We start from the raw sequence: 26,723 nt of genomic DNA, 5'->3' as shown, positions 1-26,723 counted from the left end.
CCCCCCCGGGCCGAGGTGAACGCGATCCACCGGCCGTCCGGCGACGGGAACGGGGTCACGTAGGCGGTCTCCTCATCCGCATCGCTCAAGACTACGGGCGCAGCCCCGGCCTGCACGGACTGGAGGCACACCACATGTCGTCCATCCTCTCGTGCGTGATAGACGAAACTCTGTCCGTCCGGGAAAGGCCACGGCTGATCCTGTACGCCCATCGTGTGGGTGAGCCGGATCACCTGCCCATCCTGCCCCAGCGCGGAGATGTGCGTCGCATCTGAACCGTCCGACTGGAAGTACAGCAGCGGCCAGGTGCCGGCGGTGCCCAGGGCCGGCCCGTAACATGGCTGCTCACTGGCGTGCAGCGGCGTTACCTGGCCCTGAGTTTCCCGGAACAGGGCCGTGCGGCCCAGGCGATCACTGACGAAGACGACATCGTTGGGCGCGAAGAACGCAGGACGGCCAGTGCTGTCCGAGCCGTCAGGTTCCTCCAGCGCCAGCGGCTCCAGATCTGATCCATCCGGATGCACACGGTGTAACCGCCGACGACCATCCTGCAAGCGTTCAAAGACGATCCACTGGCCGTCAGGTGTCCAATTCGCACGCAGATCGGTTCCTGCACCCTGCGTGATGGGGTGCGGAGCATTAAAGGCAGGCATGGCTGAGCGTACCGGTTGCCCGGAGCCGGCAGATCAGCAGGACGTCGCGTGACCTTCACTTCGAGGATGCCGGCACGTGACACCGTGAAGCTTCGGTGAAGTGCTGGTGGCATCCAGGAGCTGGAGGCGGCGCATACGGGTGATGAAGGCACCCATCCAGCCGTTCCCCGCCCCTCGCAGAGCCAGCCCTTGTTTTTGGAGGCCGTCATGTTCCAGCGTCCACATCTATCCCGCCCCGCCCTCGCCGCCCTGCTCACCGCCAGCGTGACCGGTGCCCTCGCCCTCGCCCAGCACGCCAGTGGCGGCGGAGCTCAGGGCGTACTGCAGCCGCCCACGTTGAACGGCCCCGCCCTGTCCTCCCGCGACCGGGTGTACACCGCCGACCAGACGTCCAACACGGTGACGGTCATCAATCCCGCCACCAATACGGTCGTAGGCCAGATCCCGCTGGGCCACCCCCGGCCCGGAGTACTCGGAGCGCTCGACGACATGCAGGTCAACGTCCACGGCCTGGGGTTCTCACCCGACGGGCGGTATCTGAGCGTCATCAGCAACGCCTCGAACGGTGTGACCATCATCCGCACGCGCGACAACCACGTGATGGGCACGGTATACACCGGGCGCGGCCCGCACGAGGGCTTTTTCACCCCAGACGGCAAGCAGGTCTGGGTCACCGTGCGCGGTGAGGACTACCTCTCGGTCATCGACGTGGCGAGCCTGAAGGAGACCGGGCGCATCAGGGTTGCCCAGGGGCCGGGCATGGTCGTCTTCAGCCCGGACGGACAGCGCGCCTTCGTGGACTCCAGCCGCACCGCGCAGCTCGATGTGATCGATGTTCCTACCCACAAGGTGATCGCCCGCGTGCCGGTTGTCAGTCCCTTTTCGCCCAACCTGGTGGTCACGCCCGACGGTAAGGAGGTGTGGCTGACCCACAAGGACGTGGGCAAGGTCACGGCCATCGACGCCCGCACCTTCAAGGTGCTGCACGTGCTCGACACCGGCAAGGTGACCAACCACGTGAACGCGGTGAGTACTGGGGCCGGCGACTTCATCTATGTCACCGTGGGCGGTGAGAACGTCGTGAAGGTCATCAAACGGGGCGCGAAGCCGCAGATCGTGGCGACCATCCCCACCGGTATGACCCCGCACGGGATCTGGCCCAGTGGTGACAACACGCGGGTGTACGTCGGCCTGGAAGACCAGGACGCGGTGGACGTGATCGACACGGCCAGCAACACCGTCATCAAGACCATCCCGATCGGGCAGATGCCACAGGCGCTGGTGTACGTGGCGAATGCCGTGCCCAGCGGAGCGGGCACCCAGAACCTGAACACCGTGCGGGTGGGTCTGCCGTCGGTGAAGATCAAGCTGGGCGTGCCCGACAAGCCCTTCGCGTTCCTGCCGGCCGCCCTGAAGGGCGTCGCGGGGAACGTGGTGATCCGGTCACTGGAAGGAACGGACGACCTGACCCTCAAGGCCGAGGGCCTCACGCCCGGCGCTCAGTACACCCTGTTCCTGACCGAGTCGCCGGTGGCTCCCTTCGGCCTCATGCAGCACGTGATGGACTTCAAGGCCGACGCGAAGGGGAAAGTCGAGGCGAACGCCATGGCGAGCATCTTCGACGCCTTCACGCTGCGCGGCACGGCCAAGGACGGCAAGCCGGACGGCCCGGCCATCAGATCCAGCAAGGTGAACCTCGACCACCTGGTGGTCTGGCCGAAGAACCCCCAGACGACCGCGAAGCTCTTCGCCGATCAGGGTCAGCCTTACGCCGTGTCTCCCTTCGACACCGATCTGAACGCCGGCCCGGCCATCCTGAGTGACAGCAACGACGCAGCGGCCACCAGCCCCCTCACGCGCTAACAGGACTCCAGATGTTCAGATCCATTCACTTCGCGCTGGTGCCCGCCCTGCTGTTGATGCCCGCCGTGGCCCAGACGCAGACCTCCCAGGCCTTCCCCTTGCTGGCCACCGGTACGGCGGCTGGCGCATCTGGACAGCTCAGTGTGCGCACGGTGTCGTCCGCCCTGTCGCTGTCGGTACTGACCCTGCGTGGCTTGACGCCCAACACGGCCTACGCCGCCCATTACCATGCCCTGGGTTCGGCAGGCGGGGCGCCTTGCGCGTCTGGTGGCCCCATCACCCTGGGCTTCCCGGCCTTCAGAACGGACGCGCAGGGTCAGGCCACGGTGACTCTGCGGGCCAATCCCACGCGCCTGCGCGGCCCGCTGGGGGCATATGTCGACGTCCACAGGGCGTCCGACCTGACCGACGTTCCCCTGTGTGCTGCCGTCCTGAAAGGTGCGGTCACGCCGGTCACCGCCGCGCCCACCACCATCGCCGGCGTGACGGTGAACATTGCTGACAACCGCTTCCAGCCGGCCACGCTGAGCATCAAAGCGGGCACCACCGTGACTTGGCTCCATACCGGGCAGGTCACCCACAACGTCCTGTCCCTGACAGTGGCCGACCTGAAGTCGCCAGACCTGCGGCCAGGGGACAAGTACAGTTACACCTTCAAGACCCCCGGCACCTATACCTACTACTGCTCGTACCACGATGGCATGAGCGCCACGATTACTGTGACCAACCGCTGAGGCGGAGTCAACGCAGGACACGCACCATGGAGGACAGTATGTTCGTATACAAGATCGTTCTGGGGATGGCCACCACCGCACTGCTCGGCTCGTGCAGCATGATGATGGGCGCTGGCGGCACCACCTACACCTTTAAGCACAACGCCAACACGGCCGATCCCGCTGCGATGGGCAAGGCCGTGGCGACCATGAGTGGCGGCATGGTCAGCACCACCCTGACGGTGAGCGGCCTGACGCCCAGCAAGGCGTATATCGCGCATTACCACGCCTTCGGGCCTGCGTCGAGCACGGATCCCTGCGCGTCCAACGGGCCGGTGACGCTGGGCTTTCCGAACTTCATGTCGGACGCCAGCGGCAACGCGACCGTCACGGTGAGCGGTGACATGGCCAAGATCGCGGGCGATATGGGCGCGTACATCAACGTCCACTATGCCAGTGACCCTAGCGTCGTGCCGATCTGCGCCCCGGTCAAGATGACCAAGGGCTGAGCGCCCGAGGCGGGGCGGCCCCCACGAGAGTGGGGGCCGCTCTTGTGATGAGTCCACTGGCCGCCTGTGGCCGTGCCCATCACCGCCTCGGGTCTACACGCCGGGCAGCGCCACCCGGCCGAGCGGGCGGGTCGGGGCCGGGCTGCCCCCGGCGGGTTCCACGCTGATGCCCACGGACGCGTAGCCCCGCCAGCCCACCTGCAGGACGGTGCCGCCCGTGAGCCCCAGACTGACCGGCACGCGGGCGCCCGTCCCACTGCCTGTGCGACCCCACGCCTGGTAGACCTGCCCGGCCGGCGCCGGCCGGGTGAGAATCACCAGGGCCTGTCCGTCCGACCGCACCAGCAGCGTACCGAACGCCCGACCGTCCGGCGACGCGAGGGTCAGCCGGGACGCGCCCTGGGCCTCCCACCGCTCAGCGGTGGTCTGCGGCGACGGTGGCGTCATCAGGCGGATCGTGAGGGGGTTCAGGGCCAGCACCAGGACGGCGGCCGCCGCCAACCACGGCCAGCGCGGGCGGTGGAGGCGGGGCACCACTGTGGGCGTCGGCTGAGTCGGATGTTGGATCGCCCCGGCGGTACGGCGGGCCTGCAGGCGTTCCCAGGTGCCGGTGGGCACGGCCGCCTCGGGCAGGTCGTCGGCGAGCGAGAACACGGCGTCCCGCAGCCGGGCCACCTCGGTGCGGCAGGGGGCACAGCCGGTCAGGTGCGCTTCGACACTCTCCAACTCCGGCGCGTCCAGGTCACCCAGGACGTACCCGGGCAGCAGTTCCGTCGGGTGGATCATGGGGTCATCCTTCCGCGGAGATTCAGCAGCGCGCGGCGCAGGCGGCTTTTCACCGTGCCCAGGGGCAACCCCGTGCGGGCCGTGAGTTCAGCGTGGGTGTACCCGCCGAAGAACATGTCCTCCAGCAGCAGCCGGTCGGTATCCGGGAGCGAGCTCAGGGCGGTGCCAAGCAGGGCCTGATCCAGGGGATCGCGCGGTGGGGAAGGTGCTGGCAGGTCGAACGCCGGATCGTCGAACGCGCCGTCCTGGGCCTGTGGCCGGGCGCGGCGGGCACGCAGCCGCTCCAGGCACAGGTGATGGGCGATGGTCAACACGAAGGTCTGCACCGTGCCGCGCGCCGGATCGTAGCGTCCGGCCTGGGCCTCCAGGCGCAGGAAGGTGTCCTGGAGGACTTCCTCAGCGTCCTCCGGGGAAACCAGCATCCGCAGGCACACGCGGTAGGTCACGCCAGCGAGCGCGTCGTACAGGGCCTTCAGGGCACCCTCCTGTCCATGCTGGAGCTGCACGATCAGCCGCTGGTACTCCAGGCCGGGCGGCAGGGTGACGGGCATGACTGCAGTCTGCCGCACCGGCCGCCATTCCGGGGCATGACACCCAGGGAAGGCGGCGGGGAGGACAGGCATATCTCACGTATGCGCGCAGAGATCCGTCTGGATGCACCGCTCCGGCTGGGAGGTGAATCTGCCCGCTGCTGAAGCGAACGTTGGACGTCCTTGGACGTCCAGTGTCAGTGATGACCGGTGGCAGCTCAATGGGAGTCAGCCCGCAGCCTGGGTGCTGCCCTGCACCCAGGCTGGATTCAGGGTGCAGGAGAGGCCAGGTGTGATGCTGACCTCAAGACCGCCCGCACGTTGCCCAGGCAGCAGGAGCCCTGAGGGTTGTTCACCTCGCAGCCGCAACGTCCAGCCTGGATGTGTCCGGTGATGGTCTCCAGCAGCGTCTCCCCGGAGCCCGTCTCGGCAGCATGCCGAACCTCGGCGCGGGTGTGACCGAAGCAGTAGCACACCGGCACGACGCTCTCCGGCGCTTTCTGGAACACCGGCCCCTTCAGATCAGTCGTGGCGTAGGTCTGCTGCGCGCTGAAATAGACCACCTCACACGCAGGGTCGGCGCAGAACTGGAAGGCGGCCCCGGCGTCCAGGTGGGCCAGCGCTCCTGGGGTCAGCAGCGCCTTGAGGGTGACGGTCTTGACTGCCCTGCCCCGGGTTCCGGACACGGGGCACTGGGTGGCCTCAACAGATAAGGAGCCGGTGGATTGGGAGGTCACAGCTCAGGATAAAGCGTGATCGGGCACGCCGGTGTCATCGCCGGAGCAGTCGCAGTGCACGCACCACGTCCTGGGGCGTGATGGCGTCGCCCGAGCCGGGGCGACAGCCTGAGGCGTACTGTTCCAGGATCGCGCTGCCGGAGGCGTCCAGGGCGCTGCGGATACCGGAGATCAGGGTCAGGATCTCGTGGCAGTCGCGGCCTTCCTCAACCATGCGCTGCAGGCCACGCACCTGCCCCTCAATGCGCCGCAGCCGGTTGAGGAGCAGCTGATCAGAGGCGGCGTCTGGCTGCCCGCCGGTCATGGAGCACCCTTGGCCAGGGCCAGCAGAGACTGGAGTTGCGCGCCGCTCAACGGGCCGAGGTGACGGGCGACGATCCGGCCAGCTGCGTTCACGGCCAGCGTGGTTGGAAAACCGCTGACCTGTAGCGGAACACTAAAACGTTCGCCACCCAGCCAGCTGTCCACATCCAGACGGTGGTCACGCAAGAATGCCTGCACGTCCGCCCCAGATTCCCCCACATTCACCAGCGCAATGGGTTCCCCCTGGGCCATGGCGCTGGCCAGCAACGGCAATTCTGCCCGGCAGGGCGGGCACCAGGTGGCCCAGAAGTTCACCACGCCGGGTCGCGGCAGGGCCTGAAGGGGGGGCGGGGTCAGGGCGGCCCCGGCAGCCAGCAGGGGCAGGGCGGTAGAGGGCAGCGTGGCAGCTGTGGCAGCGGGAACCGGGCGCAGCACCAGGGGAACGGTGGCGGCCAGCACGGTCAGGGCGACGGCGCGGATCACCCCCGCCGTGGGACGCCGCTGGATGAACCACAGGGTCACCAGCCCGGCCCCCAGCCCCGGAGCCCACGCCCAGCTGCCCCGGCGGACGTCCACGATGTCCAGCAGGTGCTCGGCCAGTGGGCGCGCGTCATCCAGGCCGGGCAGCGCCGCCCACAGGCGGGCGACCACCAGTGTCACCAGCGCCGCGCGCTGCGCACCCGGGAAGCGCGCCACGCCGAACCAGGTCAACAGTCCCAGCGCGAGTGTCAGGCTGCTCCAGCTCAGGTTCAGCGGCCCCAGAACGATACCGTCCAGATGGGTGATCACGACCGCGTCATCTCGTGACGGGATAGCCGGCCGCGATCCAGTCGTTCATGCCGCCGCCGACGTTGCGCACGTCCTTGCCGGCCATCGTGAGGATGGCGCTGGCCTGGGCACTGCGGTTGCCGCTGCGGCAGATGACGTACACCGGGCGGTCAGCGGGCACCTCGCCAGCGCGGGCTTGTACCTGATCCAGCGGCAGGTTGACGGCCCGCGCCAGATGTCCTTCGGCGTACTCGGCGGGCGTGCGGACATCCAGCACGTAGGCCCCGGCGTCATAGGCGGTTTTGAGTTCCCGCACGGTCACGGTGGTGTAGCCCGTGATGGCCTGTGGAGCGCAGCCAGCCAGCAACGTAGCGATCAGCAGCAGTGGTGCACTGGTCTTCATATCGGCGCTCCTTATAGAACCCATCAGTCATTCCGATTACCCCCCTGGGGTATTTGACAGTATACCCCGGGGGGATTTAACTTCAAGTCACCCCCAGGAGGGCCCATGTACTTCACCCGCTTCTATGACACTGACCTTGCCCAGGCCTCCTACATGATCGGCTGCCAGAAGACCGGTGAGTGCCTGGTCGTCGATCCCGTGCGCGACGTCACCCAGTATCTCGCCGAGGCCCGGGCCCAGGGGCTGCGCGTGACCCACGTCACCGAGACCCACATCCACGCCGACTACCTCTCGGGCAGCCGCGAGCTGGCGGCCCAGACCGGAGCCCGGCTGCTGCTCTCGGACGAGGGCGGCTCCGGCTGGCAGTACACCTACGACGATGGGAACCAAATAAAGCTGCACGGCGGCGACTCGTTCATGGTCGGCAACGTCCGGATTCAGGCGCTGCATACCCCCGGCCATACCCCGGAGAGCCTGTCGTTCCTGGTGACCGATACCCCCCGGGGCGAGCAGCCCAGCCTGATCCTGACCGGCGACTTCGTATTCGTGGGCGACCTGGGCCGGCCTGACCTGCTCGACGAGGCCGCCGGCGGCCAGGACACCCGCTTTGTCGGCGCGGCGCAATTGTTTGCCTCGCTCAAGGGCCAGTTCCTGCCCCTGCCGGACTACGTGCAGGTGTGGCCCGGTCACGGTGCCGGCAGCGCCTGTGGCAAGGCGCTCGGCGCGGTGCCCGCCACGACGGTCGGCTACGAGCGCGCCCTGAGCTGGTGGGCGCCACTGGTGGAGGCCGGCGACGAGCAGGCCTTCACGGACGAACTGCTCGCCGGCCAGCCCGACGCGCCGCGCTACTACGGCCGCATGAAGACCGAGAACCGGGACGGCCCGGCGCTGCTGGAGGCCGTCGCTCCCCTGCCCGCACTGTCCGCGCCGGACGTGCGCGCCCGGCTGGCCGCGGGGGCCCGGCTGATCGACACCCGCCCGAGGGAAGAGCACCAGGCCGCCGCACCCACCGGCAGCGTCAACCTGCCGGACGGCAAGACCTTCGAGACCTGGGCCGGCTGGCTGCTCACGCCCGGCCGCAAGCTGATCCTGCTGGCTCCGGCCAGTCGGGCAGAGACCCTGCGCCGGCAGCTGTGGATGGTGGGCCTCGACCAGGTGGTGGGTTTCATCCCCACGGCCGAAGGTCTGGACGCCGCGCCCGCCGCGCCGATCCCAGTGGACGAACTGCCGCAGCACGTCGGCGCGCTGATCCTGGATGTCCGCAAGAAGACCGAGTATGACGCGGGCCACCTGCCTGGCGCACGCCAGCTTCATGCAGGACGGCTGCCGTGGGCGCTGGACACTCTCCCGCGTGACCGCGAGATCGTCGTGCACTGCCAGGGCGGGGCGCGCAGCGCCGCCGCCGCCAGCCTGCTGCGCGCTGAGGGCTTCCACGTTACCGAGCTCGCCGGCGGCTACGACGCCTGGTCACACGCCCAGACGGCTCTGCAGACCGCCTGAGTCGAGGGAGAGTGCACCATGATCACCTTCTTCAAGAAGCTCATCAGCGGCCTCCAGGACCTGCCATCGCTGAGCCCGCAGGAAGCCAAGTCCCTCATTGAGTCCGGCGCACTGCTGCTGGACGTCCGCAGCCTTGCCGAACGCCGGCGCCTGTCGATCCCCGGCAGTGTGAACATTCCCCTCGACGAGCTGCCAGACCGGATCGCGACGCTCCCGAACGGCAAGACCGTCGTCTGTCAGTGCGCCAGCGGCATGCGCAGCGCCCAGGCGACCCGCCTCCTCACGGACGCCGGACTGGACGCCCGCAACCTCAGCGGCGGCATCAGCGCGTGGCGCGCCGCGGGCCTGCCCACGAACGCCGGCCACTGATCCCGACCGTCCCATCCCCGGAACATCCGGCATGCTCCTGGATGTTCCCTGACGACGACCGCTGCACAGTTCGGTTCTGTGTCTGGAAGCTACCGAACTGTGTCTCAACGCCACCAGGGAGAGCCCCCCCATGACCTACCAGGACATCTTCACCGCTGAACTCGAACCGAAACTTCGCGCTGGAGCGACCCTGTACGACGTCCGTGAACGCGACGAGTACGAACAGGGCCACATCCCCGGCGCGATCAACCTCCCCCTCAGTGAACTGCCGGCCCGCATGGGCGAGATCCAGTCCCCGGCCGTGATCGCCTGCCTGAGCGGCGGTCGCAGCGCCCAGGCCGCCACCTATCTGGCGGCCCAGGGGGTGGCCGACCTGATGAACCTGACCGGCGGCACCATGGGCTGGATGCGCGAGGGCCGCGAGGTGAAGGCCGGCACCCAGCCGTGATCTTCGCGTGGCTCGGGGCGGTGCTGATCGGCCTGTCGCTCGGTCTGCTCGGGTCCGGCGGCAGCATCCTGACCGTCCCGGTGCTCGTGTACCTTGTCGGTGAGCCGGCCAAACTCGCGATCACGGAGAGCCTGGCCATCGTCGGCGCGATCAGCGCGATCGGCCTGCTGCCCCACGCGCGCGCCGGGCGGATCGCGTGGCGCAGCGTGCTGGTGTTCGGGCTGCCGGGCGTGGTCGGGACTGCGCTGGGCACCACGCTCAGCCACTTCGTTCCGGGGGTCGTGCAGCTGTCGATCTTCGCGGTCGTGATGCTGCTCGCCGCCATCTTCATGCTGCGGCCGCCGGTGACGTGCCGGGTGCCCGAGGTGCCCAGATCCGGCCTGGCCGGCATCCTGCCCGTGGCGCTGCAGGGACTGGGCGTGGGTGTACTGACCGGCCTGGTCGGCGTGGGGGGCGGCTTCCTGATCATCCCCGCGCTGGTCTTCCTCGGTGGCCTGCCCATCGAGCTCGCGGTGGGGACGAGCCTGGTGATCATCACCCTGAATTCCGCCACCGGCTTCCTCAAGCACGCCCTGGCCGGGGAGACGCACCTGCACTGGGCACTTATTGGCACCTTCGCTGTGATCGGCATCCTTGGCAGCGCCCTCGGCGCGCGGATCGGCACGCGGGTCAGCGGCCCGGCGCTGCGCCGCGGCTTCGGGGTGTTCCTGGTCGTCATGGGCGCGTATGTCCTCGCCACCAACGTCCCCCGCGTGCTGTCCCCACCGCTGGCCGCCCACGCGTCCCTGCCCCCGGCCCACGACCGTCCTTAGCGACGTCCTCCTCTTCGTTCTGGCCCGCGGGATGTCCTCCTCCGGGCCCTTTCTCCTGAGGTTCCCCGATGACTGATCTGCTCGACCTGCTCCGCTCGCCCTGGCCCTGGTACGTCGCCGGCCCCCTGATCGGGCTGACGGTTCCCCTGCTGTTGCTCCTTGGGAACAAGTCCTTTGGCATCTCCGCCAACCTCCGGCACGGCTGCGCCATCCTGCTGCCCGACGCGGTCAAGCCCAGCTTCTTCCGCTACAACTGGCGCGCCGAGGCGTGGAACCTGATGTTTGCGGCTGGACTGATTCTGGGGGGACTGCTCGCCGGCCTGATGTTCGCCAACCCAGAGCCCACCCGGCTGAGCGCCGCCGCTGTCCAGTCGGTGCAGCACCTGGGCGTCACGGTGCAGCCGGGCCTGGTGCTAGCAGCACTGACCGACCTGAGCCGCCCCGGCGTGTGGCTGCTCCTGACCGTCAGCGGGCTGCTGGTGGGCTTCGGGACGCGGTATGGGGGCGGCTGCACCAGCGGGCACGCCATCACGGGCCTGAGCACCCTACAGGGCCCCAGCATGATTGCCACCGCGTCGTTCTTCGCGGGCGGCATCCTGAGCGCCAATCTGCTACTGCCGGTGTTCATGGCGGTGATCCGGTGACGCCCTCCACTCTTCCTGGCGTGCACGACCGCGCCCCGACTGCGGCGCGCCCTGCACTGGGGCTCGTCGTCTACCTGCTGGCGGGCCTGTACTTCGGTGTCGTGCTGGTGAAAAGCGAGGCGGCGAGCTGGTACCGCATCCAGGAGATGTTCCGGTTCGAATCCATCCACATGTACGGCCTGATCGGCTCGGCCGTCGTGACGGGGATGTTGACCACCGCGCTGCTGCGCCGTCTGGGCGCGCGCAGCCTCGGTGGGCAGGTCATCACCGTCACCGCCAAGGAACGCGGGTGGCGTCGCTACGTCTTCGGTGGCCTGACCTTCGGCCTCGGCTGGGGGCTCGCAGGCGTGTGCCCCGGTCCGATCCTGAGCCTGCTCGGCAGCGGCGTGTGGGCCATGCTGGTCGTGCTCGTCGCCGCCCTGGCCGGCACGTGGCTGTACGGCGTGCTGCGCGACCACCTGCCACACTGACGGCCCTGCCGCCCCAGGGCGGCACCTCCTCCGGCGCCTGTCCCGGAGGCCCCTTTGGAGACGCGCATGTACCAGCACATCGTGGTGACCACAGACGGCACCGACATCGACCACGCAGCGGTGCGCCACGCTGCCGGCCTGAGCCGCACCCTGAACGCCACGCTCACGCTGCTGCACATCATTCCCGATGCCCACCGGGAACTGAGCAGCGGCACCGCCCTGAGCGTGAGCGCTGAGCAGACCGAACAGGCCTGGGCAAGACAGGGGGAGGCGGCGCTCCATGATGGGCAACTGGATGCCGCTGGCGCACCCCTGCTCGCCCTGCAGCGTCCCGCCCTGGGCCTCGACGTTCCCCACGCCATCCTCCGCGAGGCGGCCGCCCTGAACGCCGATCTGATCGTGATGGCCACCCACGGCCGCGCCGGCCTGGCGCACTTCATTCTCGGGAGTGTCGCGGAGCGGGTCGTCCACGCCGCTGACGTGCCGGTGCTGCTGATCCGCCACTCGCCATGAGCCACGTCGCCGCGCCCCGGCACGGGCTGCTGGAGAACTGGCCACAGTTCGCCCTGCTGGCCCTCATCAACGCCTTCGTCGGGGGCATGGTCGGGCTGGAACGCACCGTGCTCCCCCTAGTGGGCACCCAGGAATTCGGCTTCACCCAGAGCGCCGTCGCCACCAGCTTCATCGTCACCTTCGGTATCACCAAGGCCCTGATGAATCTCGTATCTGGGGTGCTGGCCGACCGCTATGGCCGCAAGCCGATGCTGGTGATCGGGTGGATGATCGCGCTCCCCGTGCCCTTCATGCTGATGTACGGCGACTGGAACACCATCTTGCTGGCCAACGTCCTGCTGGGACTGAACCAGGGCCTCACGTGGTCGATGGCGGTCGTCATGAAAATCGACCTGGTCGGCGCGAGGCAGCGGGGACTGGCCGTGGGTCTGAACGAGTTCACCGGGTATCTCGCGGTGGGCCTGACGGCGCTGGCCACCGGGTACCTGGCCAGCACCTACGGGCTGCGACCGGTGCCGTTCATGCTGGGTGTGGGCTACGTCCTGCTGGGCCTGTCCCTCAGCGCGCTGTTCGTGCGGGACACCCGCCACTTCACCCAGGGCCTGACGGTCAGCGGTGTGCAGGCCCGCTTCCTCGACCTCTTCCGCGAGACCAGTTGGCGTAACCGGCGGCTGTTCGCAGGGAGTCAGGCGGGACTGGTGAACAACCTGAACGACGGCATGGCCTGGGGAATCTTCCCGCTGTACTTCGCGGCGTTGGGACTGGGAATCCAGGAGATCGGGTGGCTGAAGTTCCTGTACCCGCTGGTGTGGAGCGTGATGCAACTGGTGACTGGGCCGCTCTCAGATCGCCTGGGCCGCAAACCGCTGATCGTGTGGGGCATGATCCTTCAGGCCGTCGCCCTCGCGGGCATGCTCCTCGTCCCGAAGTTCCCCGGCTGGGTGGGAGCGACGACCCTGCTCGGCCTGGGCACGGCGATGGTGTATCCCACCCTGATTGCCCTGATCAGCGACGAGGTGTCGCCGGACGTGCGGGCGCGCAGTCTGGGGATCTACCGGTTCTGGCGTGACCTAGGGTATGCGGTGGGAGCGCTCCTGGCCGGCGTGCTCGCCGACTGGCTGGGCTACCCCTGGGCCATCGGGATCGTCGCTGTCCTGACCCTGGCTTCGGGCATGGTGGTGGCTGCGACCCGCTTTTCGGGTTCCGACTGACGAGACCCGGACCGCTGTAGTTTCCAAGGTCGGGCTGATCACGCCGTGATCATAGCCACTGGGTACGGTGAGTCCGGGATTGTCGACGGCGCTTGCTGCCGGGCACGTGTAGGCCACTATCGTCCTCCACTTCGGTGAGGGGCCGGGGCGCGCGTCCTGGTCGTTTGGGCACCCTCATCCCATGCAGGCCAGCCAGCCACCGTCCGTCTCACGTGTCCAGCGACCAGAGGGTCGCAGGAGGGTTTGTCATGGCTATAGGAGATGGAGTTCGCCGCAACGTTGCCACCCTTCCCCAGGAGGAACGCGACCGGCTGCTCGCCGCGTTCCTCGCACTCGACACCAGCAAGGTGTACCCAGACGGCGTGACGTACTGGGACAAGCAGGAGGAGATCCACAAATCTGGTCACGCTGGCGGCACCGACGTTCACAGCGGCCCGGCGTTCATTCCCTGGCACCGGGAGCTGTGCAACCGCCTCGAGGGCCTGCTGCGTGAGGTCGATCCCGATCTCTCGCTGCACTACTGGGACTGGACGACCGACCCGCACCCACTGCTCACGCCCCAGTTCATGGGTGGCGCGGGCGACCCGGCCGGGCCGCCCTTCGCGGCGTTCGAGAGCACCGAGCCGGGTCATGCGTTCATCTGGCGGGCGGTGCAGGCGGGCGCGCCGGGCATCCAGTCCGACCACGACATCATTCACGCGAGCGACGGCCAGCCCCACCCGACCCAGTTCCAGGCCTTCAACGCCGCGCTGCAGAGCGCCCACAACACGGTGCACGGTCACATCGGCGGCTCCATCGGGAACGCGCATTTCTCCTTCCATGATCCCTTCGTGTTCCTGCTGCACTCGAACATGGATCGGCTCTACGCGACGTGGCAGACGCAGCCCGGGGAAACCTGGCGCCTTGATCCCGCGCAGGTCTATGGCCTCGACGCGGCGAGCGGATCGCTGCTCGACAACGTCGAGCCGTGGTCCGGCGGGCAGGGCCTGCGCCCGTGGGCGCCGCCCGAGAACCAGCAGGTGCCGAAGCGCTACGACGACCTGTCCATCATTGCGCCGCCGTGTTACGACACGCTGGCGAGCGTGTTTGCCATCCTCGAGGTCGAGAATCCGGCCGGCGTCATCAACTTCAACGACGTGCCCGAGGGTGAGACGGCCGCCCGCGCCAGCGTGTTCCACGTGTACGCCTGCGGCGACGTGACCCTGGAAGTCTCGGCCGCGCCCGGCGCGCCGTACAGCGTGCTGTCGCCACCGAGCGGCTCCCTCACGGTGCACCACCATCCACGGCCGTACGAGGAGGTCCGCTTCTGGTTCGGCTTCACGGGGACGACGGCCGGCAGCGTGGCGCCGACCGGTTCCGTCACGATCCGCTGCGTGGAGAACAACCAGACCTTCACCTTCACGCTGCGCGGCAACACCATCGCCCGGCCGACCGTGGCGGTCATGCTGGCCCTCGACCAGTCCGGAAGCATGGACGATTTCGCCGGCACGACCGGCGCGCGGCGCATCCAGGTACTGCGCGAGGCCGCGTCGCAGTTCGTGGACGTGATCCAGCCGAACAACGGCGTCGGGCTCGTCCGTTTCGACACCGACGCCTACCCCGTGACCGGTGGCCCCTTCCCGGGCCTGCCGGTCGTTCCGATCGGCACCGGTGGGCTCTTCGACGCCAACCGCATCCAGGCGCGCAACGCGGTGCTGGCGCACGCCACCAATCCCGCCGGGGCCACCTCGATCGGGGACGGCGTGCAGGCCGCGCGGAATGTCCTCGCGCCCCTGACGGGCTTCGACCAGAAGGCGATCATCGTCTTCACAGACGGCCTGGAAAACCAGCCGGCCAGCATCGCCAGTGTGGCGGGCGCCATCGACAGCCGCACGTTTGCCATCGGCCTGGGCAGTGAAACGCAGGTGAGCACGGCGGCGCTCCGCGCGCTGAGCAACGGCACGGGTGGCTACCTGCTGCTCACCGGGCTGCTGAGCGCCAGCCTCGACGACCACTTCCGGCTCACGAAGTATTTCCTGCAGATCCTGGCAGGGGTGACGAACACCAGCGTCGTGCTGGATCCAACCGGCTTCCTCGCGCCGGGCGACAAGCTGCGCCTGCCCTTCACCCTCACGGACGCGGACATCGACACCACGCCGATCCTGCTGCATGACCTGCCGGCCATCCAGATGCGGTTGGAGACCCCCGACGGAGACGTCCTGGATCCTGGCATCGTCACGGGCTTCGGCGGCACCTTTGCGCAGGGCGAGGCGCTGAGCTACTACCGGCTGACCCTGCCCGCGCCGGTCGGTGCTGGTGCCCACGGTGGCACGTGGTATGCGCTGCTCGAGGTCGACGAGCAGGACTTCAAGAAGGCGCTGGGGAGGCTCGACAATGACCCCGTGCGCCTGCGGCGCGCCCTTGCACACGGGGTGGGGTACAGCCTGAACGTCCACTCCTTCTCGAACCTCCGTCTGGATGCGCGGCTTGAGCAGAGCAGCCTGGAGCCAGGGGCTACCCTGACCGTGCGGGCGACCCTGCGGGAGTACGGCATTCCCGTCGCCCGGCGCGCGCGCGTCACGGCGCACCTGGAGCGCCCGGACGGCTCTCTGGCCAGCCTGTCACTCGCGGAGGTCGAGCCTGGTCTCTTCGAGGTGAGCACGGTCGCCGCCGTGGCTGGGCTGTACCGGGTGCGGGTGGTGGCCTCGGGGTACACCCTGCGTGGCCTGCCCTTCACCCGCGAGCAGCTGCTCACTGGCGCGGTCTTCCAGGGTGGCGACCGGCCCGTCACGCCGGGGGACGGCGGGGACGGCCACGAGCGCCTGTGTGAGCTGATTGCCTGCCTGCTGGGAGAGCCAGGCCTGCGGGAGTTCCTGAAGAAGGCTGGCATGGACGCAAAAGCCATACTGCGCTGCGTCGAAGCCTATTGCCGGCCCACGCCGCCCCACGAGGGATCAGTCATCCGCTGACGGTGCACGACACGACGGCCCCCAGGTAGTTCCTGGGGGCCCGTGTCACGCTTGTAGGCCTCCTGCTCGCCGTGGTTGGATCAGCGGGCGGATGCTGGAACAGGCGAGGCGGACACCCGTCCCCGGTCAACAGTTGCCCGGTTCAGCAGCAAGGCGTTGACGGTCACGATGATGGTGCTGGCGCTCATCAGCAGCGCCGCCCACTCGGGGCGCAGCAGCAGGCCGTAGCTCGGGTACAGCACGCCCGCCGCGATGGGGATCGCCAGGACGTTGTAGCCCGCCGCCCAGAACAGGTTCTGCCGGATCTTCGACTCCACGCGCCGGGCGAGCACCACGGCGCCCGCGACCGCGGCCGGGTCGTTTCGCACCAGGATCACGTCAGCTGTTTCGACGGCCACATCGGTACCGGCCCCGATGGCGATGCCCACGTCGGCCTGAGCGAGCGCAGGCGCATCGTTCACGCCGTCACCGACCATCGCAACCTTGCGGCCCTGAGCCTGGAGTTCCTGCACCTTCGCCGCCTTGTCCTCCGGGAGCACATCGGCGATCACGGTGTCGATGCCGAGGTCACGGGCCACGGCGCCGGCGGTGCGGGCGTTGTCGCCGGTGAGCATCACGGTGCGTACGCCGGCGTCATGCAGTGCCCGTACCCCCTGGCGGGCGGTCTCCCGCACGGTGTCTGCGACCGCGATCACCCCGAGGGCGTGGCCGTCGGCCGCCACGTACATGGCGGTCTTGCCGTCGCCCGCCAGGGTCTGGGCCGCAACGACCAGGGCCGCGACGTCGATGCCTTCACGGGACATCAGCTTGACGTTGCCGAGCAGCACGCGCCGTCCTGTCACCGTTGCTACCACGCCCTGCCCAGGCACGGAATCGAAGGCGTCCGGTTTCGGGATGTCCAGCCCCCGGGCGCGCGCGCCGGCTACGATCGCCTCGGCCAGCGGGTGCTGCGAGGACAGGTCGGCGCTGGCCGCCAGTCGCAGCAGGTCGTCCTCGGTGGCGCCGTCCGCCGGGATCAGGTCGGTCACCGCCGGTTTGCCCTCGGTCAGCGTGCCGGTCTTGTCGAAGACGACCGTGTCCACGGCAGCCGTGGCCTCCAGGGCACCCGCGTTCTTGAAGAGCACCCCTTCACGGGCACCCCGACCGACGCCGACGGTGATGGCGGTCGGGGTGGCCAGCGCGAGCGCGTCCGGGCACGCGATCACGATGGTGGACACGGCCGCTGTCAGGGCGAAGACCACGTTCTGCCCGAGCAGCATCCACACCAGGAACGCGATCAGGCCGGAGCCCAGGGCCACGAACACGAGGTACTTCCCGGCCGTGTCCGCCAGCTGCTGGGCTGGCGCCTTGCTGGCCTGGGCGTTCTGTACGAGCTGCACGATGCGGGAGAGCGCGGTATCACTCCCGACGGCCGTCGCCCGGAAATTGAACGCTCCGTTCTGGTTGACCGTGCCACCGGTCACCCGGACGCCGGCGGTCTTGGCCACGGGCACGGGTTCGCCCGTGATCATGCTCTCGTCCACGTAGGAGCCGCCGGTGAGCACCTCGCCGTCCACAGGGACGCGGTCGCCGGGCCGCACTGCGAGTTCATCTCCTACGACCACTTGATCCAGCGGGACTTCAGTCTCCTGGCCCTGCCGCACGACGCGCGCGGTGGCTGGGGCGAGCTTCAGGAGCGCCTCGACGGCGCGCCCGGTCGCGAAGCGCGAGCGCATCTCCAGCCAGTGGCCCAGCAGGCTCAGGGCCGTCAGCATGGCCGCCGCCTCGAAGAAGACCTCGGTACCGCCCAGCGCGAGGGTGGAGTACACCGAGAACAGCCACGACACCAGGATGCCGGTGGCGATCAGCGTCATCATGTTCGCCTCGCGCTGGCGCAGGGCGCGCCACGCGGCCGAGATGAACGGCCACCCGCCCCACCACACCACGGGCGTGGCGAGTAGCAGCCCGAACCATGCCATGGACAGGCCGAAGGGCGGCATGGCCGTGAAGCCGACACTTGCCCCGATCGGGGAGTACAGGATCAGCGGCACGGTCACGATGGCGCTGATCACGAAGCGCCGCAGCATGTCATTCACCATGTGGGCGCCGTGGCCAGCATGCGCGTCATGACCGGCATCTGTGTGGGCACTGTGATCCATGCCGTCGTGCGCGTCATGGTTCGTGACGGCATGACCATCTACAGCAGCGTGTCCGGACATCTCATGCGCGTGGTGCTCGTGACCAACGCTGGGATGGCCCGGCTGGGACGCCGACGGCGCGCACTCTGTGCAGGCGCACGCGTATCCAGCGTCGTGCAGGCGCTGGCGCAGGTTCGCCTCGCTGATGACTGCGGGGTCGTAGGAGAGGTGCGCGACGGCTCGGGTGCGGTCGATATGGACGCCCTCGACGCCGTCGACGCGGGCGAGCCGGTCTTCCAGGCCGGCGAGCTCGCTGCCGTCGTGGCAATCGTGGAAGGACACTTCGAGGATGGCGCGGCGGGCGGGGCGCGGTGCGTGGTCGTGCGGGTGGTGGGTCATCCGTGTCTCCTGGAGGTGAAACGGTCGCGTGGCAGCGACAACACAACGGGGCGAACCGCGGTCCGCCCCGAAGGTGACGTGACGGGTCTGGACGTCAGGTGTACTTGAAGAGTTCCATCAGCTCGTCGACGATGCGCTTCTCGTCGCCGCGCTCATGGGCCGCGACGACGTGCGCCTCGAGGTGCCCCCGCATCACCACGCCCGCCGCACCTTCGAGCGCGCCCTGCACGGCCTTGAGCTGCCTGAGCACGTCGATGCAGTACACATCGGGATCGTCAAGCGACTTGCGCACGCTTTCGAGGTGCCCGCGGGCGATGGCCAGGCGCCGCGACGCCCGCTTGCGCGCGTCCTCGGGCATGCACAGGTGGTGTTCGGCGGGCGGGTCGCACTTCCCCCCCGGGTGGGTCGTGTCGGTCGCAGGGCCGGTTGCCTTGGTGGTCACTGTGGAGTCGCCACCTGCGCGCCGTACCCCTCTTCGAGGACGGCCTCGACGAGCGCGCTTGGATCGGCATTTCCGTGCACGACCGCTGTTCCGGCCTTGAGATCCACCTGAGCGTCGGTGACACCGGGCACCGTCTTGAGGGCCTGGGTGACGCCCGCCTGGCAGTGCCCGCAGGTCATACCGGTAATAGTCAGTTCGAGTGTGCTCATGGGACGATCGTAGACCCACCGGGGGGGGATGTCAAGTAGTTTGGGGCAATAGAGTCGTTATAGAAGGAAGATCAACACTGGCTCTCTTGCAATCCACCCCCAGGGGTTCTATGCTGAGCATGTTCCATCCCCCCAGGGGGGATCAAGCAAGAAGGAGACCCATGAGCACAACCATTGAACTCGGAGTCCAGGGCATGACCTGTGCCAGTTGCGTTGGTCGGGTCGAACGCGGCCTGAACAAGGTCGAGGGCGTTGAGCGCGCCAGCGTCAACCTCGCCACCGAGCGCGCCACCGTCACCTATGACCCGGCCGTCACGACCCCCCAGGCCCTGCTGGACAAGGTCAAAGACGTCGGCTACGAACCCGTCGTCAGCACCCTCGATCTTGGCGTGCAGGGCATGACCTGCGCCAGCTGCGTGGGCCGCGTCGAACGTGCCCTCAGGAGGGTAGACGGCGTGCTGAACGCCTCGGTCAACCTCGCCACCGAACGATCCACCGTGACCTACCTCCCGTCCAGCGCAAGCCCCGGGCAGCTCAAGGCGGCCATCCGCGGCGCGGGCTATGACGTTCTCGAGGAACAGGCCGGGCTGAGCCGGGAGGATCAGGAGCGCGAGGCGCGCGCCCGGGAAGTCGAGCACCTGCGCGGTCAAGTCTTGTTCAGCACCCTCTTCGCTGTGCCGCTGCTGCTCCTGGCCATGCTGCCGATGGTGATCCCCGGTGCCGAGCACTGGCTGATGAGCACCTTCGGCGAGGGCGTGATGACCATCCTGACCTGGGTCATGCTCGCCCTGGCCGTGCCCATCCAGTTCGGCCCCGGACGGCGCTTCTACCGCCTCGGATGGAAGAGTCTCACGAACAGGTCACCCGACATGAACGCCCTGGTGATGATCGGCACGAGCGCGGCGTTCCTGTACTCGCTGGTCGCTACGGTCGCCCCCGGCATCTTCCCGGAGGGCACCGCACACGTGTACTACGAGGCGTCCGGCGTCGTCATCACCCTGATCCTGCTGGGCAAATACTTCGAGGCCATCGCCAAGGGCCGCTCGAGCGAGGCCATGAAGACGCTGCTCAGCCTGCAGGCCAAGACGGCCCGCGTGGTTCGGAGCGGCCAGGAACTCGAGCTGCCCACCGACGAGGTGCTGGTTGGCGACGTGATCTCGGTCCGTCCCGGCGAGAAGATTCCCGTCGACGGCGAGGTCGTCAGCGGCAACTCCTTCGTGGACGAGAGCATGATCACCGGTGAACCCGTGCCCGTGAACAAGCAGGCCGGCGCCCCTGTGGTCGGCGGCACCATCAACCAGAACGGCGCTCTGGCCTTCCGGGCCACCCGGATCGGCGCCGACACGGCCCTCGCACAGATCATCAAGCTAGTCGAGACCGCCCAGGGCAGCAAACCCCCCATCCAGGGTCTGGCCGACCGGGTGGTGGCGGTGTTCGTGCCGGTCGTGCTGGGGATCGCCGCCCTGACCTTCCTGCTGTGGCTGTTCCTTGGCGGTCAGTCGGCGCTCAGTTTCGCCCTGATCACCACTGTGGCCGTCCTGATCATCGCCTGCCCCTGCGCGATGGGCCTGGCCACTCCGACCAGCATCATGGTCGGTACCGGCAAGGCCGCCGAACTCGGCGTGCTGTTCAAGGGCGGCGACGCCCTGGAAGGCCTGCAGGACGTGCAGGTGGTCGCCGTCGACAAGACCGGCACCCTGACCAAGGGCCGCCCCGAGCTGACCGACCTGGTCACGGCAGCGGGCTTCGACCGGATCACGGTCTTGCAACTGGTGGCAGCCGCCGAGGAACAGAGTGAACACCCGATTGCCCGGGCCATCGTCGATGCCGCGAAGCGCGAAGACATCGCGGTCGTGACGCCCGAGTCCTTCGAGGCGGTGCCCGGCTACGGCCTGGAAGCGCGTGTGGACGGTCAGCTCGTGCAGGTGGGGGCAGACCGCTACATGACCCGCCTGGGCGTGGACGTGACGGCCTTCGCGTTGCAGGCCGAACGGCTCGGCGACGAGGGCAAGAGCCCGCTATACGCCGCCATCGGCGGTCAGCTCGCTGCAATCATTGCCGTCGCCGACCCCATCAAGGACGGCAGCGCCGCCGCCGTGGGCGCGCTGCACCGCATGGGCCTGAAGGTGGCCATGATCACCGGCGACAACCAGCGGACTGCGAACGCGATCGCCCGTCAGCTCGGCATTGACGAGATCCTGGCCGAGGTGCTGCCCAGCGGCAAGAGTGACGCCGTGAAGGCGCTGCAAGCGAAGGGCCAGAAGGTGGCCTTCGTCGGGGACGGCATCAACGACGCGCCTGCACTTGCACAGGCCGATGTCGGTGTCGCGATCGGCACGGGCACCGACGTCGCCGTCGAGACCGCCGACGTGATCCTGATGAGCGGCGACCTGCGCGGCGTGCCGAACGCGTTCGCACTGAGCCGTGCCACCCTGCGCAACATCAAACTCAACCTCTTCTGGGCGTTCGCGTACAACATCGTCCTGATTCCCGTCGCGGCCGGCGCTCTGTACCCCACCTTCGGCGTACTGCTCAGTCCGGTGCTCGCGGCGGCGGCCATGGGCTTCTCCAGCGTCTTCGTGCTGACCAACGCCCTGCGGCTGCGCGGCTTCCGTCCGCCCGTGCAGCTTGACACGCTCCCGGTCCACACGCATTCCTCTCGCCCCGCGCACAGCTGAACGTCCTCGTGGTCGGGAAGCCTGGCGCTTCCCCACGCTGCTTTGGAGAACCCCATGACCAAACTCACCGTCGGCCCGTATGTCGCCAGCCTCAAGGCCGGCCCCACCCTCGTCCGCGACCGTCAGGCGTTCCTGGAGCGTGCCCGCCTCCGTGATGACGTACCCGTCGTCGCGGGACTGCCACTCATCGGCCTGGGGGGGTCGTGCGGCAAACCTGCGTTCCTACTGCCGTACCTCGTGACGTGGACCAACGCGACGACACTCGCCCTCGAGGCGGTGGCGGAGGCGTTCGATTGCTTCGTCGAGTACGGTGCGTACCCCCACCTCAAGCTCAACGACGGGGGTCAGGAGGTCGCGGCGGTGCAGGACTGGAGCACCCTGGCCATGGTGTTCGTGCGGCCCGGTTACGAGCGCGGCGAGGAACTGCTCATGGAGCTCAGGGACGCACTGGCGCCGGGCGCCCAGCGTCCTCCACAGATCCCATGACCCCTGGTGCAGATCATGGTTGCGCCGTCGTAGCTGGCGTTGAAAACCAGCGTGCTGCACCGTTCGGGGGATGTGAAGACGCGCTCCGGGCCGCACACTGTGACCGATGACGACCGACTCCCTGCAACACGCCCTGCATGCCGCCGCCACCGGCCAGCCGCTGCTCGGCCACCTGGCCGTCTTCCTGGCCAGCGGCCTGATCGCCGTGCTCGCCGCCGGCTTCGCGGCGCTGGTGTGGGTGTACCGCGGTGTCCTGACGCGGGCACTGGCCGTGCGCCTCGTGGTCTCGGGCGCCCTCGCCGTGCTGCTGGCCCTGCTGACCGGACACCTAATTCATGATCCCCGCCCGTTCATCGTCGATCACTACACCCCCCTCGCACACGCTTCGGTGGACAACGGCTTCCCCAGCGACCACACGCTGGTCGCGGCCCTGCTCGCCGGCTGGGTGGCCTGGCTCGCCCGCCGCTGGGTGCCGGTGTTCGTCCTGGGCGTGCTGGCGGTGCTGCTCGGCCGCCTCGCCATCGGCGCACACCACACCCTGGATGTCGTGGGCAGCGTGCTGATCGCCGGTGTGGCCCTCGGGATCGCGGCGGCCCTCCCCCTGAAAGGGGAATGGCTCACGCCGCTGATCGCCCGGCGTCCCCTGACCACGGCCTGAGATCACGCCGGCCCCACGGGGAGGGTCAGAGTGACCGCGGTGCCCTGCCCTGGCGCCGAGCGCGCCGTGAGCGTGCCGTGCATCGCTTCGGCGAGGCCGCGCGCGATGGTCAGCCCCACCCCGCTACCACCGTCCACGCGCGCGCGGGCCGGGTCAGCACGGTAGAAGCGGTCGAAGATGCGCGGCAGTTGCTCCGGCGCGATGCCCGGGCCGGTATCGGTCACCGTCAGGCGCAGCAGTTCCTGGTGCCGATCGACATCCAGCTGCACCTCACCGCCCGGAGGCGTATGGCGGAGGGCGTTCCCGAGCACGTTCGTGAGTACCTGCATTACACGCTCCCGGTCTGCCCACACGGACATGCGCTGGTCGGTTGAACACCCCAACTGCACGCCCTTCTCCTCAAAGGCCAGTTCAAAACGCTCCCGCAGGGCGTCCAGCACCGCATTCACGTCCACCACCCCTGGGTGCAGTTCCACCTGCCCGGCTTCCACCCGGGACACCAGGCTGAGGTCGCGCACCAGGCGCTCCATGGCCCCCACCTCGCGGCCGATAGCCTGTGACGCGTGCCCCGGCGTCATAACCTCATCTGTGAGGGCGTCGGCGTAGCCGCGCAGCGCTGCCAGCGGCGCCCTCAGCTCATGGGCGACGTTGCCGATCAGTTCCACCCGGCCCTGCTCCACGCTCTCCAGCGCCGCCGCCAGGACGTTGAAGTTGTGCGCCAGATCGGCCAACTCGTCCTGTCCGGTCTCTTCCAGGCGCTGGTGGTACTCGCCCTTGGCAAGGGCCATGCTCCGCTCGCGCAGCACCTGCACGCTGCGGAGCACCCGCCGCGACGAGACATACGCGGTGCCCATCGCCACCAGCGCGGCCAGCGGCAGGGCGGCCCACAGCGCCCGCGTGAGCGTCAGACGCATGCCGCGTTCCAGGTCACCGCGCAGCGTTGCGCCGGTAGGCCCCATGGCGTGCACCATCTCCTCGACATGCGCCCGGTAGAACCGAGGTGCGAACAGCTCTGCTGAGATAAAGATGCCGGCGACCACCAGCGCGATTACCAGTAGGTGCGACAGCAGCAGGCGGGGAAACAGGCGCATGCCCTAGTCTTCCCTGAACCGATACCCGACGCCGCGCACCGTCTCGATGAACCTGGGCGCGTCCGAGGTGTCCCCGAGCTTGCGGCGCAGGGCCGTGATGTGCACGTCCACCACCCGCTCGGTGCCAGAGCCATCTGAGGCCCAGACCCGCTCGAGCAGCCGTTCCCGCGTCCACGCCAGGCCCGGGTGGTGGGCCAGGGCTGTGAGCAGGTCGAACTCCAGGCGGGAGAGTTCCAGCGGCGCGCCGTCGAGGGTCACGGTGTGGGCGCGCAGGTCGATGCGCAGTCCTCCGTGATCCACCTGGGCCTGTACCCCGGCGCGCCGGAGCAGGGCCCGCACGCGGGCCACTACTTCGCGCGGACTGAAGGGCTTGACCACGTAGTCGTCCACGCCGGTGTCCAGGCCACGCAACTTGTCCTCCTCCTCACCGCGCGCGGTGAGCATCAGCAGTGGCAGGGTGAGACCATCCCGTCGTGCGTCCTGTGCGAGCTCGGCGCCGGAGACGCCCGGCAGCATCCAGTCGAGGATCGCCAGGTCGGCTCTCGGGAGCAGGGCCCTGGCGTCCTGCCCGTTCGCCGCCTCGAACACCGTATGACCTTCAGCCTGCAGATAGGCCCGCAGGATCTCGAGGATGGCGGGGTCATCGTCGACGACCAGGATGGTGGGCACAGCTGGTCGCTTACTGCCTCAGGTACTGCTGGAAGTCAACCATTTCCTGCGCCTGCGCCGTGACGATCCCCTGGGCGAGCTTCAGGATGGCGGCGTCCTGGGAGCGCATCAGGGCCATGTCGGCCATCATGATGGCGCTGCCGTGGTGCGGGATCATCGCCTGCACGAAGGCCTGGTCTTTATCGGTGGACGCGGCGCCGCTCTTCATCCCGCCCATCATGCCCATCATCTGCCGGGCCATCTGGGTGTTCGGGCCGCCGTAGGCCCGGAGCAGGGCCGTCATTTGGGCGATCTCGCGGTTCTGGTCGGACACGATGGCGGTGGCCCAGGTCTTGATCTGCGGGTCGGTGGTGCTCTTGAGGATGGCCTGGCTCATCTGCACGGCGGCCTGGTGATGGGGGATCATCATGCTCAGGAAGGCGCGGTCGAAGGAGCGACCGGTCAGGTGGTCGAGGCCCCCCATGGATCGCATCATCGTGCCCATGCTGCCGGCCATGCCCTGACCGCCCATCATGGTGACGCCGGTCGTGGAGGTCATGTTGGCGTGGTTCATCTGCGCGGTCGCGAAGGACGTCAGGGTCAGGGTGGTCAGCAGGGTAACGAGTGGGCTGTTCATGGGAAGCACCTCTAGGTGCCATGCTGGGCGCGCCCTGTTAAGTTCGTGTAAAGCGTGATCTGGACGTGCGCCGGCGCACGCTGTTCGAGCCAGGAACGCATAGAACCGGTCGGGCACGAAGCGGGTGACCAACGCGCTGAACGTGCCCTGGATGTGACGCTGGCGGACAGCGCGAACGTCACCGTCGGCGTCGTGAGCACGGTGGCGTTCTCGTTGCCAACCTTGCACATATGTGCTAAGTTAGAAGAGTGAACGACCTCAAGACCATCCGCGTCACCATCATCAAAAAGCTCGGAGATCGCCTCATCGAGCATTTCGCCGAGCAGCCGCGCCTCTACGAGTCCATCTTTGGAGCCAAGGACGCCACACTGGGGCTGTACGAGTCCCTGCTGCAGCCCACTCCTGGGCCCACCGAGCAGTTGGCGGCCGTGCGGCGGTTCGACGCGCGTCTCGTGACGGTCGGGCGCGCGCCGCTGCTCAGCAGCGAGGAATGGGCGCAGCTGGACGAGGCCGATGCCGAGAACCTCGGCATGCTGCTCAGCATCCATGTCCATGCCACTTACCGCCCCACCATCACGGTGCGCGAATGGGCGGCCCGACGCGGCATTCCGGTGCGCACCGCCCTGGGTTGGGCCACGCGTGGCGTCCTGCCCGCTTTCCAGAGCCCCCCGGTGCGTGGCGGCGCGTGGCTGGTGGCGGCGAGCGCGCCGGTGCCGGACGCACTGCCCGAGGGGGCAGCCGCGCACCGACGGTAAGGCAGCATAGAAACCGAGCGCGCCAGACCATGGGCGCGCTCGGTCGTGATGTCAGCCTGATGTGATCACCCCACAGGTCCCGAGCTCAGTCTGCAGGTTCCGCGCCCTCCGGCAGTGCGACGTGGAGCCACTCCAGTATGACCCCGCCTGGCAGTGGTCTCCGTCAGCGCCTCACCCAGCCGCTCGTCCGTGCTGCCCTGCACTTCCAGGTCGCCATGCTGGGCCCTGAGGTGCTGCTGGAGCGCCCACGCGCCCGCCGAATCGGCGCCGCCGAACAGTTGGTCACCCAGGCGTCGGTCTGGTGCCGCTCGATTGTCGTCGATGGCATTCACACAGGGCGAGGCGTGGCCCCACCGCTCGCCTTCGTATGCCCTGCGCCGTGAGCGGCGCCCGGTTCACGGACGGTGATTTCTCTCGAGGTGG

At 68.5% G+C, this 26,723-nt stretch carries 30 protein-coding genes; 17 read left to right on the top strand and 13 right to left on the bottom strand.

Annotation, left to right across the window (positions count from 1 at the left end):
- On the bottom strand, positions 1-653 hold a 653-nt coding region (locus HNQ07_RS22420), incomplete at its 3' end, for a TolB family protein (protein WP_184115996.1).
- Positions 654-860: 207 nt separating this feature from the next.
- Here HNQ07_RS22420 and HNQ07_RS22415 point away from each other — a divergent pair.
- The 3 genes from HNQ07_RS22415 to HNQ07_RS22405 are packed head-to-tail and all read left to right on the top strand — an operon-like array spanning position 861 to position 3,738.
- Positions 861-2,516 (top strand): beta-propeller fold lactonase family protein, encoded by a 1,656-nt coding sequence (locus HNQ07_RS22415; RefSeq protein ID WP_184115994.1) that lies wholly within the window; start codon positions 861-863, stop codon positions 2,514-2,516.
- An 11-nt stretch (positions 2,517-2,527) separates the two neighbouring features.
- Positions 2,528-3,250 carry a cupredoxin domain-containing protein gene (locus HNQ07_RS22410; RefSeq protein WP_184115992.1) on the top strand — a complete coding sequence of 241 codons (723 nt, stop codon included), beginning with the start codon at positions 2,528-2,530 and terminating at the stop codon, positions 3,248-3,250.
- Between the two features lie 38 nt (positions 3,251-3,288).
- Complete coding sequence (locus HNQ07_RS22405) at positions 3,289-3,738, top strand: CHRD domain-containing protein (protein WP_229832291.1); 450 nt, start codon at positions 3,289-3,291, stop codon at positions 3,736-3,738.
- Between the two features lie 93 nt (positions 3,739-3,831).
- On the opposite strand, the gene HNQ07_RS22400 is transcribed toward HNQ07_RS22405, so the two are convergent.
- The 6 genes from HNQ07_RS22400 to HNQ07_RS22375 all read right to left on the bottom strand — a co-directional run bounded on the left by HNQ07_RS22400 (position 3,832) and on the right by HNQ07_RS22375 (position 7,265).
- Positions 3,832-4,524 (bottom strand): anti-sigma factor, encoded by a 693-nt coding sequence (locus tag HNQ07_RS22400; RefSeq protein ID WP_184115981.1) that lies wholly within the window; start codon positions 4,522-4,524, stop codon positions 3,832-3,834.
- Complete coding sequence (locus HNQ07_RS22395) at positions 4,521-5,075, bottom strand: RNA polymerase sigma factor (RefSeq protein ID WP_184115979.1); 555 nt, start codon at positions 5,073-5,075, stop codon at positions 4,521-4,523. The genes HNQ07_RS22400 and HNQ07_RS22395 overlap by 4 nt, the downstream gene beginning before the upstream one ends.
- Positions 5,076-5,323: 248 nt before the next feature.
- Positions 5,324-5,791: a putative iron-sulfur cluster-binding metallochaperone gene (locus HNQ07_RS22390; RefSeq protein WP_184115977.1), complete on the bottom strand. Its 468-nt coding sequence runs from the start codon at positions 5,789-5,791 to the stop codon at positions 5,324-5,326.
- Positions 5,792-5,825: 34 nt separating this feature from the next.
- Positions 5,826-6,095 (bottom strand): metal-sensitive transcriptional regulator, encoded by a 270-nt coding sequence (locus HNQ07_RS22385; protein ID WP_184115975.1) that lies wholly within the window; start codon positions 6,093-6,095, stop codon positions 5,826-5,828.
- Positions 6,092-6,883: a TlpA family protein disulfide reductase gene (locus tag HNQ07_RS22380; protein ID WP_184115973.1), complete on the bottom strand. Its 792-nt coding sequence runs from the start codon at positions 6,881-6,883 to the stop codon at positions 6,092-6,094. The genes HNQ07_RS22385 and HNQ07_RS22380 overlap by 4 nt, the downstream gene beginning before the upstream one ends.
- 7 nt (positions 6,884-6,890) lie before the next feature.
- On the bottom strand, positions 6,891-7,265 hold the full coding sequence (locus HNQ07_RS22375) for a rhodanese-like domain-containing protein (protein ID WP_184115971.1): 375 nt from the start codon (positions 7,263-7,265) through the stop codon (positions 6,891-6,893).
- A gap of 105 nt (positions 7,266-7,370) precedes the next feature.
- On the opposite strand from HNQ07_RS22375, the gene HNQ07_RS22370 reads away from it, so the two are divergent.
- From HNQ07_RS22370 to HNQ07_RS22330, 9 genes are all read left to right on the top strand, one after another.
- Positions 7,371-8,765, top strand: coding sequence for an MBL fold metallo-hydrolase (locus HNQ07_RS22370; RefSeq protein ID WP_184115969.1), 1,395 nt, complete (start codon positions 7,371-7,373; stop codon positions 8,763-8,765).
- Between the two features lie 18 nt (positions 8,766-8,783).
- The gene (locus HNQ07_RS22365) at positions 8,784-9,134 is read left to right on the top strand and encodes a rhodanese-like domain-containing protein (RefSeq protein ID WP_184115967.1); all 351 of its coding nucleotides are present in this window, start codon (positions 8,784-8,786) and stop codon (positions 9,132-9,134) included.
- Between the two features lie 130 nt (positions 9,135-9,264).
- Complete coding sequence (locus tag HNQ07_RS22360; RefSeq protein WP_184115965.1) at positions 9,265-9,582, top strand: rhodanese-like domain-containing protein; 318 nt, start codon at positions 9,265-9,267, stop codon at positions 9,580-9,582.
- On the top strand, positions 9,579-10,394 hold the full coding sequence (locus HNQ07_RS22355; protein ID WP_184115963.1) for a sulfite exporter TauE/SafE family protein: 816 nt from the start codon (positions 9,579-9,581) through the stop codon (positions 10,392-10,394). The genes HNQ07_RS22360 and HNQ07_RS22355 overlap by 4 nt, the downstream gene beginning before the upstream one ends.
- A gap of 68 nt (positions 10,395-10,462) precedes the next feature.
- Positions 10,463-11,038 carry a YeeE/YedE family protein gene (locus HNQ07_RS22350; RefSeq protein WP_184115961.1) on the top strand — a complete coding sequence of 192 codons (576 nt, stop codon included), beginning with the start codon at positions 10,463-10,465 and terminating at the stop codon, positions 11,036-11,038.
- The gene (locus HNQ07_RS22345) at positions 11,035-11,508 is read left to right on the top strand and encodes a YeeE/YedE family protein (protein ID WP_184115959.1); all 474 of its coding nucleotides are present in this window, start codon (positions 11,035-11,037) and stop codon (positions 11,506-11,508) included. Before HNQ07_RS22350 ends, HNQ07_RS22345 begins: the two co-directional genes overlap by 4 nt.
- Positions 11,509-11,574: 66 nt before the next feature.
- Positions 11,575-12,021, top strand: a complete 447-nt coding sequence (locus HNQ07_RS22340) for a universal stress protein (RefSeq protein ID WP_184115957.1) — start codon at positions 11,575-11,577, stop codon at positions 12,019-12,021.
- The gene (locus HNQ07_RS22335) at positions 12,018-13,232 is read left to right on the top strand and encodes an MFS transporter (RefSeq protein ID WP_184115955.1); all 1,215 of its coding nucleotides are present in this window, start codon (positions 12,018-12,020) and stop codon (positions 13,230-13,232) included. The genes HNQ07_RS22340 and HNQ07_RS22335 overlap by 4 nt, the downstream gene beginning before the upstream one ends.
- 248 nt (positions 13,233-13,480) lie before the next feature.
- The gene (locus HNQ07_RS22330; RefSeq protein WP_184115953.1) at positions 13,481-16,180 is read left to right on the top strand and encodes a tyrosinase family protein; all 2,700 of its coding nucleotides are present in this window, start codon (positions 13,481-13,483) and stop codon (positions 16,178-16,180) included.
- An 80-nt stretch (positions 16,181-16,260) separates the two neighbouring features.
- Here HNQ07_RS22330 and HNQ07_RS22325 read toward each other — a convergent pair whose 3' ends face one another.
- Positions 16,261-18,246 carry a copper-translocating P-type ATPase gene (locus tag HNQ07_RS22325; protein WP_229832295.1) on the bottom strand — a complete coding sequence of 662 codons (1,986 nt, stop codon included), beginning with the start codon at positions 18,244-18,246 and terminating at the stop codon, positions 16,261-16,263.
- 39 nt (positions 18,247-18,285) lie between these two features.
- On the opposite strand from HNQ07_RS22325, the gene HNQ07_RS24275 reads away from it, so the two are divergent.
- Positions 18,286-18,804 (top strand): hypothetical protein, encoded by a 519-nt coding sequence (locus HNQ07_RS24275; protein WP_229832296.1) that lies wholly within the window; start codon positions 18,286-18,288, stop codon positions 18,802-18,804.
- Here HNQ07_RS24275 and HNQ07_RS22320 read toward each other — a convergent pair.
- Complete coding sequence (locus HNQ07_RS22320) at positions 18,791-19,138, bottom strand: metal-sensitive transcriptional regulator (protein ID WP_308430889.1); 348 nt, start codon at positions 19,136-19,138, stop codon at positions 18,791-18,793. The genes HNQ07_RS24275 and HNQ07_RS22320 overlap by 14 nt on opposite strands.
- On the bottom strand, positions 19,135-19,347 hold the full coding sequence (locus tag HNQ07_RS22315; RefSeq protein ID WP_184115949.1) for a CopZ family metallochaperone: 213 nt from the start codon (positions 19,345-19,347) through the stop codon (positions 19,135-19,137). The genes HNQ07_RS22320 and HNQ07_RS22315 overlap by 4 nt, the downstream gene beginning before the upstream one ends.
- Positions 19,348-19,508: 161 nt before the next feature.
- Between HNQ07_RS22315 and HNQ07_RS22310 the strand changes: the two genes are divergently transcribed.
- The 3 genes from HNQ07_RS22310 (at position 19,509) to HNQ07_RS22300 (ending at position 23,169) form a co-directional block, all read left to right on the top strand.
- On the top strand, positions 19,509-22,025 hold the full coding sequence (locus HNQ07_RS22310) for a heavy metal translocating P-type ATPase (RefSeq protein WP_184115947.1): 2,517 nt from the start codon (positions 19,509-19,511) through the stop codon (positions 22,023-22,025).
- A 54-nt stretch (positions 22,026-22,079) separates the two neighbouring features.
- Positions 22,080-22,511, top strand: a complete 432-nt coding sequence (locus HNQ07_RS22305; RefSeq protein ID WP_184115945.1) for a hypothetical protein — start codon at positions 22,080-22,082, stop codon at positions 22,509-22,511.
- A gap of 106 nt (positions 22,512-22,617) precedes the next feature.
- A complete protein-coding gene (locus HNQ07_RS22300) occupies positions 22,618-23,169 on the top strand; it encodes a phosphatase PAP2 family protein (RefSeq protein ID WP_184115943.1) in 552 nt (183 codons plus the stop codon).
- Positions 23,170-23,171: 2 nt separating this feature from the next.
- Here HNQ07_RS22300 and HNQ07_RS22295 read toward each other — a convergent pair whose 3' ends face one another.
- The 3 genes from HNQ07_RS22295 to HNQ07_RS22285 are packed head-to-tail and all read right to left on the bottom strand — an operon-like array spanning position 23,172 to position 25,545.
- Positions 23,172-24,260, bottom strand: coding sequence for a sensor histidine kinase (locus tag HNQ07_RS22295; protein WP_184115941.1), 1,089 nt, complete (start codon positions 24,258-24,260; stop codon positions 23,172-23,174).
- A 3-nt stretch (positions 24,261-24,263) separates the two neighbouring features.
- Entirely contained in the window at positions 24,264-24,929 is a 666-nt protein-coding gene (locus HNQ07_RS22290) for a winged helix-turn-helix domain-containing protein (protein ID WP_184115939.1), read from the bottom strand.
- A gap of 10 nt (positions 24,930-24,939) precedes the next feature.
- Positions 24,940-25,545, bottom strand: coding sequence for a DUF305 domain-containing protein (locus HNQ07_RS22285; protein WP_184115937.1), 606 nt, complete (start codon positions 25,543-25,545; stop codon positions 24,940-24,942).
- A 248-nt stretch (positions 25,546-25,793) separates the two neighbouring features.
- On the opposite strand from HNQ07_RS22285, the gene HNQ07_RS22280 reads away from it, so the two are divergent.
- The gene (locus HNQ07_RS22280) at positions 25,794-26,300 is read left to right on the top strand and encodes a hypothetical protein (RefSeq protein ID WP_184115935.1); all 507 of its coding nucleotides are present in this window, start codon (positions 25,794-25,796) and stop codon (positions 26,298-26,300) included.
- Positions 26,301-26,723: the final 423 nt, after the last annotated feature.

The sequence above is a fragment of the Deinococcus metalli genome (assembly GCF_014201805.1).
Classification (GTDB): domain Bacteria; phylum Deinococcota; class Deinococci; order Deinococcales; family Deinococcaceae; genus Deinococcus; species Deinococcus metalli.
The sequence above is the reverse complement of the archived record's forward strand: the minus strand, read 5'-3'. Positions and strand labels throughout refer to the sequence as shown.

Bases quoted from the DNA above. Each gene is read 5' to 3' on its own strand.
- HNQ07_RS22415 (WP_184115994.1), top strand. From the start codon at position 861: ATGTTCCAGCGTCCACATCTATCCCGCCCCGCCCTCGCCGCCCTGCTC.
- HNQ07_RS22410 (WP_184115992.1), top strand. From the start codon at position 2,528: ATGTTCAGATCCATTCACTTCGCGCTGGTGCCCGCCCTGCTGTTGATG.
- HNQ07_RS22405 (WP_229832291.1), top strand. From the start codon at position 3,289: ATGTTCGTATACAAGATCGTTCTGGGGATGGCCACCACCGCACTGCTC.
- HNQ07_RS22400 (WP_184115981.1), bottom strand. From the start codon at position 4,524: ATGATCCACCCGACGGAACTGCTGCCCGGGTACGTCCTGGGTGACCTG.
- HNQ07_RS22395 (WP_184115979.1), bottom strand. From the start codon at position 5,075: ATGCCCGTCACCCTGCCGCCCGGCCTGGAGTACCAGCGGCTGATCGTG.
- HNQ07_RS22385 (WP_184115975.1), bottom strand. From the start codon at position 6,095: ATGACCGGCGGGCAGCCAGACGCCGCCTCTGATCAGCTGCTCCTCAAC.
- HNQ07_RS22375 (WP_184115971.1), bottom strand. From the start codon at position 7,265: ATGAAGACCAGTGCACCACTGCTGCTGATCGCTACGTTGCTGGCTGGC.
- HNQ07_RS22370 (WP_184115969.1), top strand. From the start codon at position 7,371: ATGTACTTCACCCGCTTCTATGACACTGACCTTGCCCAGGCCTCCTAC.
- HNQ07_RS22365 (WP_184115967.1), top strand. From the start codon at position 8,784: ATGATCACCTTCTTCAAGAAGCTCATCAGCGGCCTCCAGGACCTGCCA.
- HNQ07_RS22360 (WP_184115965.1), top strand. From the start codon at position 9,265: ATGACCTACCAGGACATCTTCACCGCTGAACTCGAACCGAAACTTCGC.
- HNQ07_RS22350 (WP_184115961.1), top strand. From the start codon at position 10,463: ATGACTGATCTGCTCGACCTGCTCCGCTCGCCCTGGCCCTGGTACGTC.
- HNQ07_RS22340 (WP_184115957.1), top strand. From the start codon at position 11,575: ATGTACCAGCACATCGTGGTGACCACAGACGGCACCGACATCGACCAC.
- HNQ07_RS22335 (WP_184115955.1), top strand. From the start codon at position 12,018: ATGAGCCACGTCGCCGCGCCCCGGCACGGGCTGCTGGAGAACTGGCCA.
- HNQ07_RS22330 (WP_184115953.1), top strand. From the start codon at position 13,481: ATGGCTATAGGAGATGGAGTTCGCCGCAACGTTGCCACCCTTCCCCAG.
- HNQ07_RS22325 (WP_229832295.1), bottom strand. From the start codon at position 18,246: ATGCTGCGGCGCTTCGTGATCAGCGCCATCGTGACCGTGCCGCTGATC.
- HNQ07_RS24275 (WP_229832296.1), top strand. From the start codon at position 18,286: ATGACCGGCATCTGTGTGGGCACTGTGATCCATGCCGTCGTGCGCGTC.
- HNQ07_RS22315 (WP_184115949.1), bottom strand. From the start codon at position 19,347: ATGAGCACACTCGAACTGACTATTACCGGTATGACCTGCGGGCACTGC.
- HNQ07_RS22310 (WP_184115947.1), top strand. From the start codon at position 19,509: ATGAGCACAACCATTGAACTCGGAGTCCAGGGCATGACCTGTGCCAGT.
- HNQ07_RS22305 (WP_184115945.1), top strand. From the start codon at position 22,080: ATGACCAAACTCACCGTCGGCCCGTATGTCGCCAGCCTCAAGGCCGGC.
- HNQ07_RS22300 (WP_184115943.1), top strand. From the start codon at position 22,618: ATGACGACCGACTCCCTGCAACACGCCCTGCATGCCGCCGCCACCGGC.
- HNQ07_RS22295 (WP_184115941.1), bottom strand. From the start codon at position 24,260: ATGCGCCTGTTTCCCCGCCTGCTGCTGTCGCACCTACTGGTAATCGCG.
- HNQ07_RS22285 (WP_184115937.1), bottom strand. From the start codon at position 25,545: ATGAACAGCCCACTCGTTACCCTGCTGACCACCCTGACCCTGACGTCC.